Origin of the sequence: Streptomyces sp. NPDC017940, from assembly GCF_044328435.1 — a bacterium.
Lineage (GTDB): Bacteria > Actinomycetota > Actinomycetes > Streptomycetales > Streptomycetaceae > Streptomyces.
Map to the genome: position 1 here is coordinate 209,817 of NZ_JBIRHJ010000004.1, position 19,381 is coordinate 229,197.

The following is a 19,381-nucleotide window of genomic DNA, read 5'->3' on the forward strand; positions in this document are numbered from 1 at the left end:
GCCCCGGCGGCACCCCCGGTCGCGTCCGGTACCGCTTCGCCGAGTGGTGCGAAGTCGACCGGTACCCCGTCGAACGCTGCCGCCCCTGCCACACCGCACAACACCGCCGCCCCGCGCAGTGCCGCACCGGTGCCCGACAAGGGTCGGCCGTCCGGTGCCGGGCCAGTGGCGCAGCGTACGACTCGCGGCCCGAACAACTCTGCTCCGTCCGCCCCCCGTACGGCGACGACCAACTCACGTACCGCAACTGGAGGCTCGCCCGCGCAGCGGAGCACCTCACCCGCGTCCGCACAGGGACCGGCGTCGGCACCGGCGGAAGGACCGACACCGGCATCGACGCCAACGCCTACGCCGAGGACGACGCCGCATGCGCGTGCCGCCGCGAGCACCTCGCACGCTGTGACCGGTACCTCCCCTTCGGGGGCGCCCATCCCCCGTACCGAGCCCAACACCCCTCCCGCGCGGACAGCGGCGAGTGCGCCCACGTCCCCGGCACCCGTGAGCGCCCGCTCCCAGGCGGTGCAGCGCAGCGTCACCCGCAAGGCGCCCCGCCCGGGCCTCGGCGCCCCGGTGCCCTCCGACTCGACGCCCTGGGCGCCGCCCCACACGCCCCCGGCGGCCACACCACCTACCCCCACGCCCCTGATGCCCACGCCGTCCATGCCACCCGCACCCCAGCTCTCGGCCACCATGCCGCTCTCAGCCGCGCCGTCTCCCACGACGCCGCCGAACCGAACGGTCGCCTCCGCCGCTCCCGCCACTCCGGCGACCCCAGCAGCGCCCTCGGCGAGCCCGGCCATCGTGCCGCCCGCGCATGCGGTCCAGCGCTCCACGACCCCCGGCACCAGGCCCGCACCCCCGCGGGGCCGCAGCCCGCTTGGTGCCCCGATGACCGCCCCGCCCCCGGAGGCCGTGTCGCTCACCGACTCGCTTGCTCGGGGAGCCGACGCGCCGAGCCGCAGTAATCGCACGGCACCTCGCACTGCTTCACAGTCGGTGCAGCGTTCGGTGCCCCACCCCGCCAGCCCCCTCATCCCTTCTGTCTCTAACTCTGCCTCGCCCTCTGCCTCCCACTCACCGTCCACACCGCCCTCCCACTCGCCGCCCACACCCCCCTCCAGCCCACCGTCCGCATCCGCCTCCGCCCGTACGGTCGCGCCCACGTCCGGCACCCCGGCGCCGAGGCAAACAACGCGGGCGACACCGCAGGCCCAGGCGCCCGCCGCCTCGGCGGCGTCCGCCACCGTGCAGCGCAGCACTACATCCGCCAGACCCGTGCCCCTCCGCTCTGTCAGCTCTGTCGGCTCTGTCACGGCGGTCGGCACGGCCGCCACCGTCCCGTCCCTCCTCCCCGTGGCCCGTCTCGTCGCCCCCTCGGCGTCACCCGCGGCACACCCCGTCCAGCGCCTGCCCCTCGCGCCCACGGGCGGCGGTGGCGCCGGGACCGGCGGCGCGCCCACCGTTCAGCGGGGCCTCCGCTCCGCGGCCCGTTCGGCGACCGGCGCGCTCGCCGCCAACGCCGCGGCCACCGTCGCCAACACCCTGGAACGGTTCCGCACCGGCCACCAGGACCAGCAGGCACAACCGGCACAACCGGCACAACCGGCACAACAGCCCCAGCAGCGACAGGCGAACCAGGAAGAAGTCTTCGACGACCCGCTGCCGTTCCCGCCCGACAGGAACCCAGCCCCGGTGACGTCCGCGACCAGCAATGTGCCGCCCCCCGGATACACCCGGGTGCCCGCAGGGACGTTCGACCCGAAGGACCTCACCGACTTCCAGATCGACGAACTGGTGCACCGGATGATCGGCCGCATCACCCGCCTCGTCCGCACGGAGCTCCGCATGGACCGCGAACGGATCGGCAGGCTCCGCGACGACCGCCGCTGACCGACCGCCCCGGCCGCTCCCCCCCCCCCCCCCCCCAGGGCCGCTCCCCGTCCCGCACCACCGGTGCACCACCGCAGTAACGACAGAAAGGCCCTCGTACGATGCCCCGCCAGGACCCGGGCTCCACGATCTGGTTCAGTCTCTCCATCGACGGCGAGAGCCTCGGTTACTTCAACGGCTGCGAGGGCCTCTCGTCGCAGGTGGAGGTGGAGCACCGGCAGGAGGGCGGCAACAACGGCTTCGTGTGGCAACTGCCGTCCCGCGTCACGTTCTCCACCATCCGGCTGACCCGCCCGCTCACTCCGGACACCACCAAGGTCGCCAAGTGGATCTCCACCGTGCAGACCGGGATCAAGCGGCCCACCGCCGAGATCGCGGCGCTGCGCGCGGACGGGTCGGAGGTGGCCCGCTGGGGTCTCATCGACGTGCTTCCGATCAGCTGGCAGGGCCCCCGGCTCGACCCGGGCAGCCCGGCCGTCGCCACGGAGGTCCTGGAGATCGCCCACCACGGGTTCACGGACTGACAGCCGCAGCAGGCGCAGAGAGAAGCGGGACACCCCTTATGCCCAAGAGCAAGGGCGCGGGCAAGAGCCTCGTACGGGCCAGCCTCGCCATCCATGAGCCCCCCATCGGCATCAGCACCACGCCGGGGGGCCTGATGAAGACGTTCACCTTCGACTTCAACCCGTCGACGCTCACCATCAGCCGCCGCGCGTCCTGGACGGTGACCCCGACGGCGAGCAACCGGGACGGTGCGCAGCCGGAGTTCATGGGTTCGGAGGCGCGCGAGATGAGCGTGGAGATCTTCCTGGACTCCTCCGACAAGCCCACGAGCAACACGGTCATGAAGAAGGTGAAGGCACTGCTGGACTGCTGTGCGGTGACGGCGAGGAGCAAGGACGCCGACCAGCCTTCGCCACCGTGGGTGGTCTTCCAGTGGGGCTCGTTCGGCACGGCCCGGTTCACCGCCTACGTCGGCTCCGTCGAAGCCTCGTACACCCTCTTCGGCACGTCGGGCGTGCCCATCCGGGCCACCTGTCAGCTGCGGCTGCACGAGATCCCGGGCGAACCCGACGGGCAGAACCCGACGTCCGGCGCGCTCACCGCGCAGCGCGTGCACCGCGTCGTCGCCGGCGATTCGTTGCCGTCGCTCGCCTGGCGCGAGTACGGCGACGCCACCGTCTGGCGGACCATCGCCGAGGCCAACGGGATCGACGACCCGTCGGCCCTCGCGCCCGGCACCGAACTCGTGCTGCCCGCAGCGCAGGAGGTGGGCCGCTGATGGCCGACACGGCATTCTCCAGCATCATGAAGGTGCGGCTCGGGGGCTCCGAACTGCCCGAGAAGTACGCCCGGATGTTCGTCGACGGCTGGGTCGACCAGGGCGCCGGGGTGCCGGCCGCGTTCCGTCTCACCTTCCGCGACCCGTACCGTCTGCTCCTCAAGGAGCTCAACGTGCAGTTCGGCACTCCGGTGGTCCTCACACCGGTGGCCGACGGGCAGGGCGCCGGTGATCCGCTCCTCACCGGGGAGGTCACCGCCCTGGAGGCCGACTACGACGGCACCGGAACCTTCACCGTCATCCGCGGCTACGACCTCGGGCACCGCTTCCTGCGCCGGCGCCGCGTGGTCGCGTACACGAACGAGACCGCGTCCTCGATCGTCAGGAAGCTGGCGGGGCTCGCGGGCGTGCCCGTGGGAAGGATCGAGTCCTCCCGCGCGAGCTACGAGTTCATCAGCCAGGCCAACGTCACGGACTGGGACTTCATCGCCCGGCTCGCGGACGAGAACAAGATGGTGATGTCCCTCGACGCCCGGGGCAAGTTCCACTTCGTCTCGCCGAAACCGTCGTCGGGCGCGCCGTCGCCGAAGAGCGAGAAGAACCCCCTGGTCCTGAAGTCCGGTACGGACATCCTGCGCCTGCGGACCTCCGTGACCGCCGCCGACCAGGTGGCGGAGGTGGAGGTGCGCGGTTACGACGTCGCCACCGCGCGCGAGATCGTGGAGACGTCGACCCGCGCCAACAACCCCGTCTTCTCCATCGGCACGTCGCCGAAGAAGGCGGCGGGCGCCTTCAAGAAGACCAAGCTCGTGCGGACCTCCCAGCCCTACGACAAGCGGCCGGAGGTCAAGCACGCCGCCGACGCCCTCTTCGACGACGTGTCCTCCTCCTTCTCCGAACTGGAGGTCGTCGTCCACGGCAACCCCAAGCTCCGGCCGGGCGTGCCCGTGGCGCTCGCCGAGGTCGGCTGGCCCTTCCAGGGCAAGTACACGACGACCTCCGTGCGGCACGTGTTCGGCAACGGACAGCGCTACGAGTCCTGGGTCAACGTCAGCGGCCGCCAGTGGCGCTCCCTGTACGGGCTGACATCGGGCGGTACGGAGAGCGAGCCGCGGCTGCCCGGCGTGGCCAACGCCGTCGTCACGGACGTCGACGTGAAGGACGAACAGGCCCGCGTGAAGCTGAGGTTCCCGTGGCTCGACGACACCTACGTCAGCGACTGGACGCGCTGTGTGCAGCTCGGCGGGAAGCGCGGCGGCGGCATCTTCCCGCTGGACGTCGGGGACGAGGTCCTCGTCGGCTTCGACCGGGGCGCGCTCGACCACCCCTTCGTGATCGGCGGGCTCTACAACGGCAAGGACAAACCGACCCGGAACAAGTCCCCGCTGTACTCCGGAGCGCGCAACCAGGCCAGCCGCCACACCATCTCCGACCGCACCGGCAACCGGATCGACCTGCTCAGCCAGCGCGTGGGCCGCGACCGGGGCGTGCGGGTCACCACGGGCGACGGCAAGCTGACCGTCAACCTGGACCGGGCCAGGACCGAGATCACCGTGGACAGCAAGGGCTCGGTGACCATCAAGGGCAGCCGCTCGGTGTCCGTCCAGGCGGGCACGGACCTCACGCTGAGCGCCAAGCGCAACGTGTCCATCAAGAGCGGCGGTCTGCTCAGCCTCCGTGCCGGGAGCGCCGTCAACGTGAACGCGGGCGGTGGCGGGTTCAGCGTCACCACCTCGTTCCTCAACGTACGGGTGGCCGGCCTGGCCACCGTCAGTGCCGCCGGACCCCTGATGCTCACCTCGGCCGCCAGCGTCGGGCTGACCTCGTCCAACATCAACCTGACCGGTGCGGTCCTGGTCAACCGCAAACCGCTGCCCTTCTGACGATGAGGACCGGTGATCTCTGATGGCCGAACAGTTCGTCGGCTCCGGCTGGGCCTTTCCGCTGCGCATCGGACCCACCGGGGGCATCGCCCTGGTCAGCGGGGAGCGCGAGGTGGAGGAGGCCATCCGGCTCGTCCTCGCGACGGCGCCCGGTGAGCGGCCGATGCGCCCGGAGTTCGGCTGCGCCATCCACGACCTGGTGTTCGCGCCCGTCAACGAGCAGACGGCGGGCCGCATCCAGCACGAGGTGTATCTGAGCCTGGACCGCTGGGAGCCGCGCATCGAGGTGCGGGACGTCGAAGTCACCGCGGGCGAGGACCAGTCCGTCCTGTACATCGACGTGCGCTATGCGATCCGCGGCACCAACAACCCGCGCAGCCTCGTCTTCCCCTTCTATGTCATCCCCTCCCACGACGAGCCCGGGGACTCCTCCTCGTCCGACGGCCCCGGCGCACCCGAAAGCGACCGCTGATGCCCCTGCGAAGCCCCAACCTCGACGACCGCCGCTTCCAGCAGTTCGTCGACGACGCCAAGCGCTACATCCAGCAACGGGCCCCGGAGTGGACCGACCACAACGTCTCCGACCCCGGCGTCACCCTCGTCGAGACGGTCGCGCACATGGCCGACCAGATCGTCTACCGGCTCAACCGCGTCCCGGAGAAGAACCATCTGGCCTTCCTGGACCTCGTCGGCATCACACTGTTCCCGCCCGCCGCCGCGCGCACCGACGTCACGTTCTGGCTCTCCGCGCCCCGCGCGGACGTCGTGGCGGTGCCCGCGGGCACCGAGGTGACCACGTTGCGCACGGAGCAGGAGGACGCGGTCGTCTTCGCCACCGAGCAGGATCTGGCCATCGTGTCCAGCGCGTTGCGGCACCTGATGGTGCAGAGCCGCGGGGAGCCCGTCACCGACAGGACCACCGAGATCGCCGAGGACCGCGACGTCCTGTGCTTCACCGAGTCGCCGCACCCCGGGGACTCTCTGATGTTCGGCCTGACCGCGGCCGTCCCGCACTGCGCCGTCGCCGTCGAACTCGACAGCCGTGTCGACGGCGTCGGCGTCGACCCGCGCCAGCCACCCCTGGTGTGGGAGGCGTGGACCGCGGACGGCTGGCAGCCGTGCGAGGTCCACCGCGACGGGACCGGCGGCCTCAACCGGCCCGGCGAGGTCGTCCTGCACGTCCCGGGCGGCCACGTCCTGTCCCGCAGCGGCGGCCACGAGGCGGGCTGGCTGCGCTGCCGCGTCATCGAGCCGCTGCCCGGCCAGCCCTTCTACACCACCTCACCGACCGTGCGGTCCGCCGACGCCTGCACGGTCGGCGGCACCACCCGTGTCGTGCACGCCGAGACGGTGCGCGACGAGGCCCTCGGCGAAGCCACCGGACTGCCCGGGCAGCGGCTGCGACTCACCCACGCGCCCGTCGTCGGCGACGACCCGCCGGTGCTCCTCCAGACCGCCGAGCGCGACGGCTGGGAGGACTGGCAGGTCGTACCGCACTTCGCCGAATCCCGGCCCGGCGACCGGCACATCACCCTCGACGCGGCCACCGGTGACATCGCCTTCGGCCCCGCGGTGCGCGAACCCGACGGCTCCCTGCGCCAGTACGGTCTGGTCGCCCCCAAGGGCGCGGTCATCCGCGCGCGCCGCTACCGCACCGGCGGCGGCCGCTCCGGCAACGTGGCCCGCGGCGCGATCCGGGTCCTGCGCACCTCCATCCCGTACATCACCGAGGTCGTCAACCTCGAAGCGGCCCGCGGCGGCGTCGAGGGGGAGACGGTCGAGGAGGCCAAGGTCCGGGCCCCGATCTCCCTGCGCGCCCAGGAGCGCGCCGTCACCCTGCGCGACTACGAGGAACTCGCCCGCCGCGCGGCACCGGAGACCGCGCGCATCACCTGCCTGGAGGGCGATCCCGACGAACACGGGGCGTACGCCGTGCGGGTCCTCGTGGTCCCCCAGGCCGTACCGGACCCCGGCGGCCGGCTGCGTTTCGAGCAACTCGTCCCCGGTGACGCGCTCCTGGACCGCGTCACCCGCCATCTCGACGAACGCCGCCTCATCGGCACCCGGCTCGCCGTCGGGCCCCCCTACTATCAGGGCATCACCGTGGTGGCCACGGTCCACGCGTTCCGCGGGGTGGAGACCGACCGCGTGCGGCGTCAGGCCCACGACGCCCTGTACCGCCACCTCGATCCGCTGACCGGGGGCGCCGACGGCCGTGGCTGGCCGTTCGGCCGCCCCGTCCAGGCGGGCGAGGTCTTCGCCGTCCTGCAACGGGTCCCGGGCGTCGAACTCGTCGACGAGGTCGTCCTGCACCCCGCCGACCCCCTGACCGGCAAGCGCGGCGACCGGACCGACCGCATCGACCTGGAACCGCCCTCCCTGGTGTTCTCCTACGACCACCGCGTACGCGTGATCGGAGACGCCCCGTGACCGCCCCGCCCTGCCCGCCGCACCCGGGAGGCCCGCGATGAGGGGGTCCGTCGACGGCCTCGGCTCCTCCGCGCCCATCAGCACGATGCTCCCGGCCGTCTACGCCGACGACGACCTCGCCCAGCGCTTCGTCGCCGGGCTCGACGAGGTCCTCGCACCCATCCTGAATGTCCTCGACTGCCTGGACAGCTACTTCGACCCCGCCCTCACCCCGATCGACTTCGCCCAGTGGCTCGGTACGTGGATCGGGGCGGAGACCGACGACACCGAACCCGAGCGGCGGCTGCGCGCCGCCGTGGCCGCCGCGGCCGGTCTGCACCGCGTACGGGGCACCCGGCGCGGCCTGTCGGAGGCGGTACGCCTCGCGTTCGGCACCGCGCCCGAGATCACGGAGAGCGGTGACGCCGCATGGAGCGCGCGCCCCCGCGGCCCCGTCCCCGGCACTCCCCGCCCCCACCTCCACGTGGCGCTTCGGCTGCCCGAGCCCACCCCGGCGGACACCCACCGCCTGGACGCGCTCGTGGCCGCCGCACGTCCCGCACACATGCCCTACACCGTCTCCGTGACGGCCGCCGAAAGGATCCTGGACAGATGACCACGCAGAACTGCGCCGAGTGCGACACCCGCGTGGAACCCGGGCAGTCGTTCTGCGATGCCTGTGGTGCCGTGCTCGGGTGGGATCGCGCCGGTGCGCGCGGTGGGACTGCGGGGGGTTCCGGTTCCGGTGTCAGTTCCGGTACTGGTGCTGGTGTCGGTTTCGGTTCGGGTGCCGGTGCCGGTGCCGGTTCCGGTACGGGTGCCGGTGCCGGTGTCAGTTCCGGTACAGGGTCCGCTGCCGGTGCTGGTGCCGGTTCCGGTGCTAGTGCTGGTTCTGGTTCCGGTGCTGGTTCCTCCGCTGGTTCCGGTACTGGGCGCGGCTCGGGCCCCGGTTTCGGCTCGGGTCCTGGCTCGGTCTCCGGCCCCGGCTCGGGTCCGGGCTCCGGCTCCGGCTCCGGCTGGGATGCCTTCTCGCGTCCCGGCGGGGCCGGTGTCCCCCGCGCGTCGGGCGGCCCGCAGGGTGTGGCGCCGGGCGGAGTGCGCGGCGGTGTGCCCGGCCCTGACGGCGCGGCCGGCGCCCACGCCGCGGGTCCGGCACCCGCACCGGTCACGGGTCCCGTGCCCGCACCCGCTGCCGGACCGGGCACCGCCCCCTCCGGGCTTCCGCAGCGCCACCCCTCGGGTACGGTCCCGGAGGGCACCGCCGACCGCGGCTCCGGACACGGCGATCCCGCCGGGCACGGCGGCTCCGGGCCGTACGGGGCGGCGGGCGCGGTGGGCGATTCCCCGTCGGCCCTCGGCGCCCCGGACTCGGCGGACACCGCCCGCACCGTCCCGACGCCCGCCGCGCCCGCCGCGCAGTACGGTGCGCCCGCCGGGACCCCCGTCTCCGACCGCGCCCGTTCCCTCGTCGTCCCCGTCGCCGACCCCGCGGCGCCCACGCCCGCACCGGCCGTCGCCCCGGTCCTGCCCGGGCGGCCCGACACCGACCGGCCGTACGTACGCACTCCCGGCCCGCAACTGGGAGCGCAGGGCGCGCCCTGCCCCTGGTGCGCCACCCCGAACCACCCCGACCGCCACTACTGCGGCCGCTGTGCGATGCCGCTCGCCGAGAGGAGCGACACCGCTCCCGCGCACCGTCCCTGGTGGCGCCGCCTCACGGCCCCCGGGCAGCAGGAGATCCCCTGGGCGGGCGATCGCCCTCGGCTGCGCCGTGTGTTCGACAACATCGGCACCTGGGTCACCGTCGCCGTCGTCATGACGCTGCTCATCCTCGGCCTGGTGTACATCCCCGACGGCTACCAGGCCACGCGGGACCACTTCGCCAAGCGCGCTCCGGTCGAGCCGGACCGGATCAGCGCCTCGCGCTCCTACCCGGACCACGGGGCGAAGCTGGCCTTCGACAAGCTCAACAACACCTGGTGGGGTCCCGGGGTCGCGCAGTCGGGCCAGGGCGAGTGGATCGAGATGCAGTTCGCCCGTCCGGCGCGGCTGCTCGACGTCATCATCACGCCGGGTGTCTCGACCCGCGCCGACCAGCTCAGCAAGTCCGCGCTGCCCCACCGCATCAAGGCGACGGTCACCAAGAAGGACGGGAGTACCGCGACCCGCGAACTCACCCTGGACCCGGGCCCGGGCGGTCAGCGTCGCTCCTTCCGCGTCGGGGAGGCCACCAAGGTGCGGTTCACCATCGAGTCGGCGCACGCCGCGTCCGGGAAGAAGCAGGTGGCGATCTCCGAGATCGAACTCTTCGGCCGGTCGGACGGGAGCAGGACCTGAGCACCGACTTGAGCACCGGCCCGAGCACCTGGGACCCCTGCCGCCGAGCCGTGGCGCACCTCGACGAGAGCGTGCGCCACCCGGCCGCCGTCCCCCTGGCCGTGGCCTCGGCGGGCAGCGAGTTCGCGTCGAGCACCCGGTCGGTGCCGGCGCGCCGCTCGTGACCCGGTCGAGTCGGTGGGAATGACCGCGGCCGCCCGACGCGTTGGACCGACAGTCGCTCGCGCCCCTGCCTCATCGCATCGCCCAGGAGACACTTCGCCCATGGCACACCCCCGGCCGAAGACCAGCACCGGCTCGCAGTTGGAGATCGACGCCCTCGTGTTCGACGTACTCGGCACGCTCGTCGACGAACCCGCCGGTATCCGCGCCGGCATCGGTGGACTCGACGCGCTCGGCCCGACGCCCGACGAGTCGAGGATCGCGGGAGCGCTGGCGGTGTGGCAGCGGCACATCGAGAGTGAGCAGCGCCGCATCCTCGACGGCGACCGCCCCTACGCGAACAGCGACGTACTCGACGGAGAGGCGGCCCGGCTCGTCGCGGCGACCGCGGGAGTCGACGATCCGGCCGCCGTGGCGGCGCTCGCCCTGTCGAGTCGCAGGCTTCCGCCGTGGCCGGACAGCGTGACGGGGCTCGCCCGGCTCGCGGATCGCTTCCCGCTGATCGGGCTCTCCAACGCGAGCCGGACGGCACTCCTCGGAGTCAACGCGCACGCCGGGCTGCGCTGGCACCAGGCCCTGTCCGCCGAGGACGTCCGGACCTACAAGCCGGACCCGGCGGTCTACCGGCTGGCAGCCACCGTCACCGGACTTCCCCCGGAACGCCTGCTCATGGTGGCCACCCACGCCTGGGACCTGCGCGCGGCACAGGCCGTCGGCCTGCGCACCGCCTACGTCACACGCCCCGTCGGCGACCCACCCACCGCCGCGGACCGGTTCGACGTGTACGCCGACAGCCTGGCCGAGCTGGCCGACCGACTCGGCGCGTCCTGAGGCGGTCGCGCGATCACAGCACTGTCGGTCGCCCGGTCGCCGAGGACCATGAGGAGCCCGCGGGTCCCGATCACCCCGGCAGTGACGCGACGCCGGGGTCGGGTGCGTCCGGGTCCTCGTCGGCGCCCGGGAGGTCCGCGGTGCCCTGCGACCAGTGGTTCACCCACCCGCACAGGGCGCACGCGTAGCGGCCGTTGAGGCCGGTCACCTCCGAGCCGCACTGCGGGCACTCTGTTCGCGTGATGTCCACGCCCTCAGGCTAGCGACAGCCCGGCCCGGGCAGAGGACGCGTCACCGGGGACGGCTGCGCCACCGGGCTACGCCCATACCGCGGCGAGGCTCAGTGTCAGAGCCAGGCACGCCAGCCCGAGCAGGGTGGAGCGGAGCACCACTGCCTGGGGCCGGGCGGGGCGGTTGAGGGTGCAGCAGCACGGCGACTGCTCGAGGTAGGGGGAATCGAGCCAGTACGCTCCGAGGAGCTGGGCGTGGATCTCGGCCGGAACGTCATCGCTTTCCATACCCCGAGCAACGGCTCGCCGAGCCCTGGGGCTACGCCGACGTCAATCACCGGTCATGAGGTCCGCGCATGCGGCGGGATTTGCCGCAATTCGGCGTTTGCTCCGAGATATCGCGGGCAGAAGAGGCGCTTTCGCCGCCGCGGATGCCCCGCCCGGGGGCGACCCGGGTTGCCTCCGGCATACCACGGCCACCATGACGGGGACCCTGGAACGGCTGAGCGACGGGACAACCGCCATGACGGGGACTCCGGGCCGACCGAACGACCGGCTCGACAGGGATGACGCTCAGGTCGCACCGTCAGTTCCCGCAGAACTCGGTTTCTACAGCCGCGTCCTCCAGTTTCTGGTCGCCCCAGTCGCCGTTGCGGTTCATCGTCAGCACATGGCGGCCGTCGGGCGTGGCCACCGTACGGGTGGCCGATCCGGGGATCATGCCGCCGTGGCCCCAGGCCCAGCAGCCCTCCTTGAGCTTGAAGTGCCGTATACCGAGGCCGTACACGTCCTCGGGCCCGCCGTGGCCCTTGTCCCCGTCGACATGGACGGCGTCGAGCAGCTGCCGCTGCTGGGCTTCGGGCAGCAGCTGGCCGCTCAGCAGCTTGGACATGAAGGTGTTCACGTCACCGACGGTCGATATCAACTCTCCGGCCGCGAAGGCCACTGTGGGGCTGAACTCGGTGACGTCGTGCACCTTTGCGCCCGGGGCGTCGTCGAAGAGTGTGGAGTAGTGCTTGGCGTGGGGGTGCGGCAGCTCGGGTGAGAGTCCGGGCACTGTGGTTCCGCGGAGTCCGAGCGGCTTGACGATGAGGCGTTCGACCGCCTTCGCGTAGGTGCCGCCGGTGACCCGCTCGATGATCATTCCGGCCAGGACGTAGTTGGTGTCGGAGTAGTCCCACTTTCCGGGTCTGCCGGGCCTACTGCCCTCCTGGGGCTGGAAGTTCGCCCGGTGGGTGAGGGCGATGGACACCAGTTCCCCCGGGGCCCACCGGTGATGGCGGTTCTTGTTGAACTCAGCACCGGCGTACTTGGCGCGGAAGCCCTCGTCCATGTTGTAGTCGAAGATTCCGCTCGTGTGGTTGAGCAGGTGGCGCACGGTGATGTTCCGGGGTTTGTAGTTCTTGCCGCGCACCACTCCGGGCAGCCACTTCTCCACGCTGTCGTTCAGCGACAGCATTCCTCGGGCCTCGAGCTGGAGAAGCACCGTCGCCGTGAACGGCTTGGTCACGCTCGCGACGCGGAACCTCTCGTGGACACGGCGTGGTTGACCGGTAGCGAGGTCGCCGACACCCGCCCGGCCGTGCCATCTCCCCCGGACGTGCTGCACCTGGGCGACGACACCGGGGGTGCCCTGCTCGACCATGTCGTCCAGCGCCGCCTGCGTTCTCGCGTGCGGTCGCGGGGCCGGGCGGCACGAATCCGCGAGAGCAGGGGCGGTGCCGGCGGTCAGCGCTGCGACCGCGGCGAGAGCGATGGCGGCGCGACGTGGCGACTGTCGTTTCCTCATGGGAAAAGTTCACCAGCCGTCGGGGCCCCGCTCCATCGGGGACGACCCCGACATCGCTCAGGGTGCTCCCGGAATCCACCCTGACCCCTCAACAAGCTCCGGGCCACCGGCCCAACAAGCCCCGCGCTACCGGCGCGACAACCCGGCTACCCGCGGAGCTTCGCCTCGATCCACGCGACGCCGAAGCGCACAACCTCCTCCGCCTCGAACAGATGGCTCTCCGCCGCGCCGACCAGGCCCTTCCTGCCGATTCCGGACGCGACCATGTCGCGGCCGATCGCGTCGAAGGGCCACTGACCCTCCGGTACCACCGACGAATAGTCGAAGGCACCGCCCTGTGAGTCGATGTCGTGGAAGCGACGCCAGACCCGCTCCCCCTCCACGGTGATCGGCTGTTCGTAGTCCACGAAACGCTTGCCGGGCGCGTCGGCCAGCGCCTCGGCGTGGTGCAGCAGGGTCAGGGAGTCGAGCGGGGCGCCGAGCAGCAGGACCCGGCCGCCCAGGGTGACGAGCCTGGCCAGCGGACTGTCGGGGCCGTGCGGGTCGTCCCAGGGGTGCTCCGCCGTCAGCGCGTCCGCCCGGGCACCCGAGCGCCGCGAAGCTCGCGTCGGGGTGCCTGCTGCGGACAGCACCCGGCTGGCGGCGCAACGCGTCCGGGAGCCGTCCGTAGCTGTGGTCGGCCTCGCTCAGGACGGGGTGAGTGCTGTCTCATCCACGAGCGTGAACGTATCCGAAGGGGGATGACCGCACACTCTCTTATTCGAGAGGCCGAACACATAGGGGCACCCCCTGTCCAGTCACGCAACGTGCCGCCCGCTCACCCAGCGCGTCACCCGGGGGCGGCCGTACGCCCCAGCCGCGGCCGCGTTCCCGCGCGAGGGGACAATGGAGCGGCACGACCACCGGAAGAAACCGCACCAGCAGGAGTCACCGCCTTGTCAGAGCGCACCTCGTACGCCGACCGCACCGAGCTGAAGGCCGACTGCGGCAGCTGCTTCGGTCTGTGCTGTGTCGCGCTGCCGTTCTCGCGCTCGTCGGACTTCCCGGTGGACAAGGCGGCGGGTTCGCCGTGCGGCAACCTCCGGCAGGACTTCGGCTGCGGGATCCACGAGCGCCTGCGCGACAAGGGCTACAACGGCTGCACGGTCTTCGACTGCTTCGGTGCGGGTCAGAAGGTCTCCCAGGTCACCTTCGAGGGCGTCAGCTGGCGGGAGGACCCGGACTCCACGCGCGCGATGTACGAGGTCTTCCCGGTCATGCGGCAGCTGCACGAGCTCCTGAAGTACACCGCCCAGGCCCTCGACCTGCCCGCCGCCCGGCCCGTGCACCCGGATCTGCGGCGTGCGTACGACCTGATCGACGGGTTGACGCGGGACACCGCCGAGACGGTACGCGACGTGGACGTGGACGCGCTGCGGGGTGAGGTGAACGCGCTGCTGCTGCGCGCCGGCGAGCTGGCCCGCGCCGCGGTCCCCGGACGCAAGAAGAACCACCGCGGCGCCAACCTCATGGGGGCGCGCCTGCGCGGTGCGAAGCTGCGGGGCGCCAGCATGCGGGGCGCGCTCCTGATCGCCGCCGACCTGTCGGGCGCCGACCTGCGCGACGCCGACCTGATCGGCGCGGACATGCGCGACACGAACCTGCGCGGGGCGGACCTGACGGGGGCTCTCTTCCTCACCCAGCCGCAGCTCAATGCCGCACGCGGCGACGCCCGGACCAAGGTGTCGAGCCCCCTTGAGCACCCCGCGCACTGGGCTGCGTAGTCACCCGCCCCGCGCTACGTCGGGGTCGCACCGGGCACGGCGTCGCCCAGGCTCCGCGTCGTACCAGACAAGGCGTCGTACCAGACCATGCCTTGCACCAGACACGGTGTCGCCCGGGTACGGCGTCGCACCAGGCATGCGCGTACGCGACTGGAGGAACAACAGACACCCAGAGGATAGTTAGGTTAGCCTTACCTAATTATTTAGCCGAGCCTCTTCCGTCGTCGCCCCTGGAGAATCTGGATGCGTCCACACAGCAAGCGCGTCACACGACCGAACCCCGCCGAGCGCGTGCGGTCCATCCTGCTGGCTGCGCGGTCGATGACGGTGGTGAGCGATGGGTGCCACACCGAAGTCCACCGGCTCGACGGCGAGGGGGCGATGGGCCACATGCACCTGCACGCTCCCCCGGAGAGCGTCCCGGCCACCGCGCACGGCCGCATCCCGGTCCGCCTGGAACTCACCGACATCGCACCGACCGCCGCCCGCGACCGACTGCGCGCCCGGGTCACCCTCACCGGGCTCCTCGCGGCGCCCTATGACGGCGAGTCGCACGAGAGCGCCTGCATGGAGTTCGGCCAGGCGCTCCTGGAGGACGGCGATGGGCGCCACTTCGTCACGCTGGACGAACTCATGGCGGCCGTCCCTGACCCCGTCGCGCGCGAGGAGGCGGACATGCTGACGCACCTCGTGGACGAGCACCACGAACTCGTCCCCCTCTTGGTCCGCCTCGTGCAGCCCCGGCCGACACGGGATCTGGTGCGTGCGGTCCCTCTGGCCCTCGACCGCTACGGGATGACCCTGCGCCTGGAGTACCCGACCGCACACCGCGACGCCCGGCTCCCGTTCGCCACCCCCATCAGCCACATCGACCAGGCGGGGCCACAGGTCCGCGGCCTCCTCGCCTCGGCCCGCCGCGCCTCCCACGGCAACCGGCTGCTCGCCTGAGGCGCGCTCCGCGCCGCGTGGTCAGTGGTCAGCGCGATCGGTCAGGCCCGCCGCGGTCAAGGTGAGGTGCTGGGCCAGCACCTCGGCCGCGGCGTCGGCGTCGCGGGCCAACGCGGTTTCCTCCAGACGGCGGTGCTCCAGGCGGCGGGTGCTCCCGCGCGCCGTCCCGGTCGGGCCTGCGCAGGGACGACCAGCGGCGGGCCAGCTCGCTCGCGATCCACATGCGGTCGAAGGTCTCCAGGAGTACGGGGTTGCCGCACCCCTCCAACAGGGCGCGGTGGAACATGGGACCCTCCCAGCCGTGCCGATGAACCCCTACGACGGCAACGGCGTCATGCGCCACACCTGATCCATGTTCGTTGTACGGTCCCACTGCTCCGCCTGGGCCCCTTCGTCCTTGCTCTGGCCGCGGATACCGAGGTACTTGCCGCTCCGCAGGTTGGCGAGCGTATAGGTGGCGTTCTCGGGCGGGCCCTCCGGCGTCATCGCCCAGGTGTGGAACCGGTATCCGTCGCAGGAGAACTGGTTGGCGTTGGCGCCGTTGTCCAGGCTTCCGTTGCTGATGGCCAGGCACCGGCCGCTGTTGTCGTTGACCACGGCGACCTTGCCGTCACCCAGTTCGACGACCTGCCAGCGCTGGTCGGTTGCGCCCGTGCAGGTGCGCTGGATCGCCCTCGCGCCGTCCGCACCGCTCTGGTTGAGGATGCTCAGACACTTGCCGCTGTGGGTGTTGACGAGCGTGGTGCCCCACTGCGGGGGCGGTTGCTGCTGGGCGAAGAGCGAACCGGGCTGCTGATTGCACTCCCACTGTCGCAGCGCCGCGCCGTCGGCGGTCGAGGACTCGGTCACCTCCAGGCACTTGGGCGAGGTGGACGTCATGGTCTGGAAGCCGACGCCCTCCCCGATGGGCACGATCCGAAAGCTCACGGCGGGACCGCTGCCGCACTCGGCGAGCCGGAGCGCCGCCCCGGCCGCGGGGCTCGCGTTCTCCACCCCGACGCAGGTACCGCTCACCGCGCTGACGATGTTGACCGCGCCGGCGCCCGCACCCGAGGCCTGGAGGTACCAGCGGGCGGCGGGCTTGCCGAAGCAGCGTCCCTGCCGTACCGGCTGGCCGAGGGCCGACGTGGGGGTTTCCACGCACAGCTTGCTGTGGGTGCTGACGATGTTCACCACCTGCGCGGCGGAGGCGGCCGCAGTGCGGGGCTGAGCCGCGGCGTGCGTGGGCGGGCTCAGCGCCGCGGCCAACGCCGCGCAGATCGCCGTACAGAGCAAGGTCACGGCGAAGGCGGCCGCCTTCCCCGCCGACCGACGCGCACTTCGCCGGTCCCGTCGGGCACTGGCCTGAGTATTCATCCCGGAAGTCTCTCTGTGAGGACCAGACGTGCTACGGGTGCAGGGCGGTCCACGTCGCCGCGTCCACAACACCGGTGCCCGGCAGACCGAACTGCTGCTGGAGATGCTTGACGGACGCTTCGGTGATGACCTCGAAGGAGCCGTTCACCGGGACGGTCTGGTAGCGGTAGACCTCGTTGAGAACGCACTGGAGGTGCCGCACCGCCTCGCCGGTGTCCCCCTTCTTCAACGTCGGATGGCCGCCGAGGTACATGCACAGACGCCACTCCGTCGTCGCTGCGGCGGAGCGGTCCGCGGCGTGCGCGGAGGACGCCGTCGGCGCGGCGGCGAGGACCACGGCGCCGAGCAGCGCCCCGAAGGCCGTACGTCCGCGGGTCAGTCGAAGCGGTGCGCGCCGGGCCGTGCGGCTCTCGGACGCCACCGTGGGCTCATGGGACATGGCAGAGCTCTCCGTTCCGGGGTCCGGTTCCTGGATCCGGGGACCCGGAACCACGGACGCCGGGTATCTAGAACCACGGACACCGGGGCAAGTTCGGGAAGGGACGCGGGGTGCCCGCCGGCAGCTGCACGGCTTCCGCGGGGACGACCCCCCACCCCTTGATCTTGGGCATCGTGCCCACCTGGTCGCCTTGGGTGTAGTACCAGGTCTTGTCGCCCTGGGTGTCCGCGGGACCGGTGGTGAAGCAGGGGAACCACGAGGGTGACATCTTCAGCCAGCCGGTGACGGGCGAGGCGAAGTCGGCGCGGGCGTACACGTCCGACGGCAGGTTGTCGCAGTACAGCGCCTTGGTGAACACATTGCCGATGGCGTCCCGCAGTTGGATGCCTTCGCGCAACTCACATGTGGCCGCTCTGTCCGCCGCCCGCGCGGGAGCGGCGAGACCGGCGCCGACGGCCAGGATCCCCAGTACGGTCGCGACGGACGCGGCCCGCCGCCACGGGGAACGGCCCCCGCCCTGCGGCTTCCTCGGCCCGGCCGTCCCGACCGTGGCACCCGAGGCACTGGTCGTACCCGTCACACCCATCACACCCTCGACGGCAGTCACGTACCGGGCACCGGCCGCTTCCCTGTTCGCGGTCATGTCCACGGGCACTTCGCCAGGCCGGGGAAGGGGTGCTCGGGCGCCTTCACCGATGTGGCCGGCATATAGCCCCACGCCTTCGCCGCCGGCGTGGCCACCACCTGGTCGCCCTGGGTGAGGTACCACAGGTCGGTACCGGGGTAGCTGCTGCCCTGCTTCCAGCAGACGAACCAGGCGGGCGAGTAGAGCATCGTCCCGATCACCGGGCTGGTGGACCGCGACTGGAGCCTGATGTGACCCGGCTCCACCTCGCACAGGAGGTCCCCGGTGTACCTCCGCCCGGTCCAGTCGATGTGCTGTTCGTCAGGACGCAGCCTGCACTCGGCGGCCTCGGCCGCCGCGGCCTGCCCCGGCGGTGCCAGCACCCCCGCGAGAGCGCAGAACACCCCCGGGACCACACACCGACGCAGCAACCGCGCAGCGCGCCCGCCCCGTCCCTGTCTTCGTACGGCACCCCTGCCGGCCATGCCGCCCCCACCTCCGCACCCATCGAGAACCGCCCACCGGAGCACCGGCTGTGCTCCGTCGGGCGTACTGTCGCGGAGGTCCCTGATACGGGGCTGACATCCGTTCGCCACGCTCCCACATCGAGCAGATCCCCACGCCCGTGCGGAACCGGTCGGGAAGGCCTGCGCCGTCCACCCGCTAGGACGGCGCGTTGGCGCCGCATTGTTCCGGTCCCGTCGCGAACTCACACGAGAAAGCTCCGCAGGTCCACCACCCGATAACCCGCCCTGCCGATCTCGTCCACGATGCGCGGCAGCGCTTCCGCGTCCAGGACAGTGCCCCCGCTGGGGCTGCCGACGTGCATCTGGATGATCGCGCCCGGTGCGAGTGCGGCGCGGACGCGGTCGACGACGCGGTCGACGGTCATGCCGCGGGCGGGGCCGAGATAGCCGTTGGTGTCGGCGGTGAACTCGATCGCCGCGTAACCAAGGGCGTTGACGTCGGCGATCGAGGCCCGGGTGGTCGAGCTGTAGGGGAAGCGGAAGAACGGCAGCGGCTCGGTGCCCGCCGCGGTGCGGATCGCGGCGTCGGCGCGCCGCACCTCCCGCTGCCGCTCCCGGGTGCTCAGGGAGTCGAAGTACGGGTGGCTGTAGGAGTGGTTGCCCAGGCCGTGCTCGGCGCCCATGGCCCGTACGGCTGCCGGGCGGGCCTCGGCGAACGCGCCGGTCGGGAAGAAGGTCGCCGCGATCCGGCGGCGGCGCAGCTCGGCTAGGACCGTGTCGACGCCGCTCTCGTTCCAGGCCGCGTTGAAGGTGAGCGCGACCACCTTGCGGGCGGTGGGCAGGCGGCGGATCTCCTTGCCGAGCAGGGCGGCGGGCGGCTTGGGCTCTCCCGCGGGGGTGGGGCGGGGCTCCATGGCCGCACCGGGGCGGGGCTCCGCTGCCGCACCAGTGGGCCGAACCCCCGCCGCCG

The 19,381-nt window shown here is 72.1% G+C and carries 20 protein-coding genes and 2 pseudogenes; 12 read left to right on the forward strand and 10 right to left on the reverse strand.

The features are described from left to right. The first annotated feature begins 1,353 nt into the window (after positions 1-1,353). The 10 genes from ACH4DX_RS15470 (at position 1,354) to ACH4DX_RS15515 (ending at position 10,794) form a co-directional block, all read left to right on the forward strand. Positions 1,354-1,890, forward strand: a complete 537-nt coding sequence (locus ACH4DX_RS15470; protein ID WP_398155436.1) for a hypothetical protein — start codon at positions 1,354-1,356, stop codon at positions 1,888-1,890. Between the two features lie 101 nt (positions 1,891-1,991). Further along, on the forward strand, positions 1,992-2,414 hold the full coding sequence (locus tag ACH4DX_RS15475) for a phage tail protein (protein WP_398155437.1): 423 nt from the start codon (positions 1,992-1,994) through the stop codon (positions 2,412-2,414). A gap of 38 nt (positions 2,415-2,452) precedes the next feature. Continuing rightward, a complete protein-coding gene (locus ACH4DX_RS15480; RefSeq protein WP_398155438.1) occupies positions 2,453-3,172 on the forward strand; it encodes a LysM peptidoglycan-binding domain-containing protein in 720 nt (239 codons plus the stop codon). Continuing rightward, positions 3,172-5,055, forward strand: a complete 1,884-nt coding sequence (locus tag ACH4DX_RS15485; RefSeq protein ID WP_398155439.1) for a VgrG-related protein — start codon at positions 3,172-3,174, stop codon at positions 5,053-5,055. The genes ACH4DX_RS15480 and ACH4DX_RS15485 overlap by 1 nt, the downstream gene beginning before the upstream one ends. A gap of 22 nt (positions 5,056-5,077) precedes the next feature. Continuing rightward, on the forward strand, positions 5,078-5,527 hold the full coding sequence (locus tag ACH4DX_RS15490) for a GPW/gp25 family protein (protein ID WP_398155440.1): 450 nt from the start codon (positions 5,078-5,080) through the stop codon (positions 5,525-5,527). Further along, entirely contained in the window at positions 5,527-7,485 is a 1,959-nt protein-coding gene (locus ACH4DX_RS15495) for a putative baseplate assembly protein (protein ID WP_398155441.1), read from the forward strand. The genes ACH4DX_RS15490 and ACH4DX_RS15495 overlap by 1 nt, the downstream gene beginning before the upstream one ends. A gap of 37 nt (positions 7,486-7,522) precedes the next feature. Then, complete coding sequence (locus tag ACH4DX_RS15500) at positions 7,523-8,080, forward strand: phage tail protein (RefSeq protein ID WP_398155442.1); 558 nt, start codon at positions 7,523-7,525, stop codon at positions 8,078-8,080. Between the two features lie 491 nt (positions 8,081-8,571). Then, positions 8,572-9,801, forward strand: a complete 1,230-nt coding sequence (locus ACH4DX_RS15505) for an NADase-type glycan-binding domain-containing protein (RefSeq protein ID WP_398155443.1) — start codon at positions 8,572-8,574, stop codon at positions 9,799-9,801. A gap of 8 nt (positions 9,802-9,809) precedes the next feature. After that, entirely contained in the window at positions 9,810-9,965 is a 156-nt protein-coding gene (locus ACH4DX_RS15510; protein ID WP_398155444.1) for a hypothetical protein, read from the forward strand. A gap of 100 nt (positions 9,966-10,065) precedes the next feature. Beyond that, positions 10,066-10,794, forward strand: coding sequence for a haloacid dehalogenase type II (locus ACH4DX_RS15515; protein WP_398119025.1), 729 nt, complete (start codon positions 10,066-10,068; stop codon positions 10,792-10,794). 70 nt (positions 10,795-10,864) lie between these two features. Here the strand turns inward: ACH4DX_RS15515 and ACH4DX_RS15520 are convergent, their stop codons facing one another. The 4 genes and pseudogenes from ACH4DX_RS15520 to ACH4DX_RS15535 form a co-directional block, all read right to left on the reverse strand. Further along, complete coding sequence (locus ACH4DX_RS15520) at positions 10,865-11,044, reverse strand: hypothetical protein (protein WP_398155445.1); 180 nt, start codon at positions 11,042-11,044, stop codon at positions 10,865-10,867. 67 nt (positions 11,045-11,111) lie between these two features. After that, the gene (locus ACH4DX_RS15525; RefSeq protein ID WP_398119021.1) at positions 11,112-11,312 is read right to left on the reverse strand and encodes a hypothetical protein; all 201 of its coding nucleotides are present in this window, start codon (positions 11,310-11,312) and stop codon (positions 11,112-11,114) included. Positions 11,313-11,610: 298 nt separating this feature from the next. Beyond that, positions 11,611-12,813 (reverse strand): serine hydrolase domain-containing protein, encoded by a 1,203-nt coding sequence (locus ACH4DX_RS15530; RefSeq protein ID WP_398155446.1) that lies wholly within the window; start codon positions 12,811-12,813, stop codon positions 11,611-11,613. Positions 12,814-12,959: 146 nt separating this feature from the next. Beyond that, positions 12,960-13,509: pseudogene (locus ACH4DX_RS15535) on the reverse strand (aminoglycoside N(3)-acetyltransferase); the annotation flags it as partial. Positions 13,510-13,748: 239 nt separating this feature from the next. Between ACH4DX_RS15535 and ACH4DX_RS15540 the strand changes: the two are divergent. Then, the gene (locus ACH4DX_RS15540) at positions 13,749-14,576 is read left to right on the forward strand and encodes a pentapeptide repeat-containing protein (protein WP_398155447.1); all 828 of its coding nucleotides are present in this window, start codon (positions 13,749-13,751) and stop codon (positions 14,574-14,576) included. Between the two features lie 243 nt (positions 14,577-14,819). Continuing rightward, on the forward strand, positions 14,820-15,524 hold the full coding sequence (locus ACH4DX_RS15545) for a DUF2470 domain-containing protein (protein ID WP_398155448.1): 705 nt from the start codon (positions 14,820-14,822) through the stop codon (positions 15,522-15,524). Between the two features lie 21 nt (positions 15,525-15,545). Here ACH4DX_RS15545 and ACH4DX_RS15550 read toward each other — a convergent pair. The 6 genes and pseudogenes from ACH4DX_RS15550 to ACH4DX_RS15575 form a co-directional block, all read right to left on the reverse strand. Continuing rightward, positions 15,546-15,810, reverse strand: a pseudogene (locus ACH4DX_RS15550) (FCD domain-containing protein); the annotation flags it as partial. A gap of 29 nt (positions 15,811-15,839) precedes the next feature. Then, entirely contained in the window at positions 15,840-16,805 is a 966-nt protein-coding gene (locus ACH4DX_RS15555; protein WP_398155449.1) for an RICIN domain-containing protein, read from the reverse strand. A 106-nt stretch (positions 16,806-16,911) separates the two neighbouring features. Beyond that, on the reverse strand, positions 16,912-17,319 hold the full coding sequence (locus tag ACH4DX_RS15560) for a peptidoglycan-binding protein (protein WP_398155450.1): 408 nt from the start codon (positions 17,317-17,319) through the stop codon (positions 16,912-16,914). 67 nt (positions 17,320-17,386) lie between these two features. Next, positions 17,387-17,962, reverse strand: a complete 576-nt coding sequence (locus ACH4DX_RS15565) for a hypothetical protein (protein ID WP_398155451.1) — start codon at positions 17,960-17,962, stop codon at positions 17,387-17,389. Next, positions 17,959-18,348 carry a hypothetical protein gene (locus tag ACH4DX_RS15570; protein WP_398119007.1) on the reverse strand — a complete coding sequence of 130 codons (390 nt, stop codon included), beginning with the start codon at positions 18,346-18,348 and terminating at the stop codon, positions 17,959-17,961. The genes ACH4DX_RS15565 and ACH4DX_RS15570 overlap by 4 nt, the downstream gene beginning before the upstream one ends. A 305-nt stretch (positions 18,349-18,653) precedes the next feature. Continuing rightward, positions 18,654-19,325, reverse strand: a complete 672-nt coding sequence (locus tag ACH4DX_RS15575; RefSeq protein ID WP_398155452.1) for a polysaccharide deacetylase family protein — start codon at positions 19,323-19,325, stop codon at positions 18,654-18,656. Positions 19,326-19,381 lie beyond the last annotated feature (56 nt).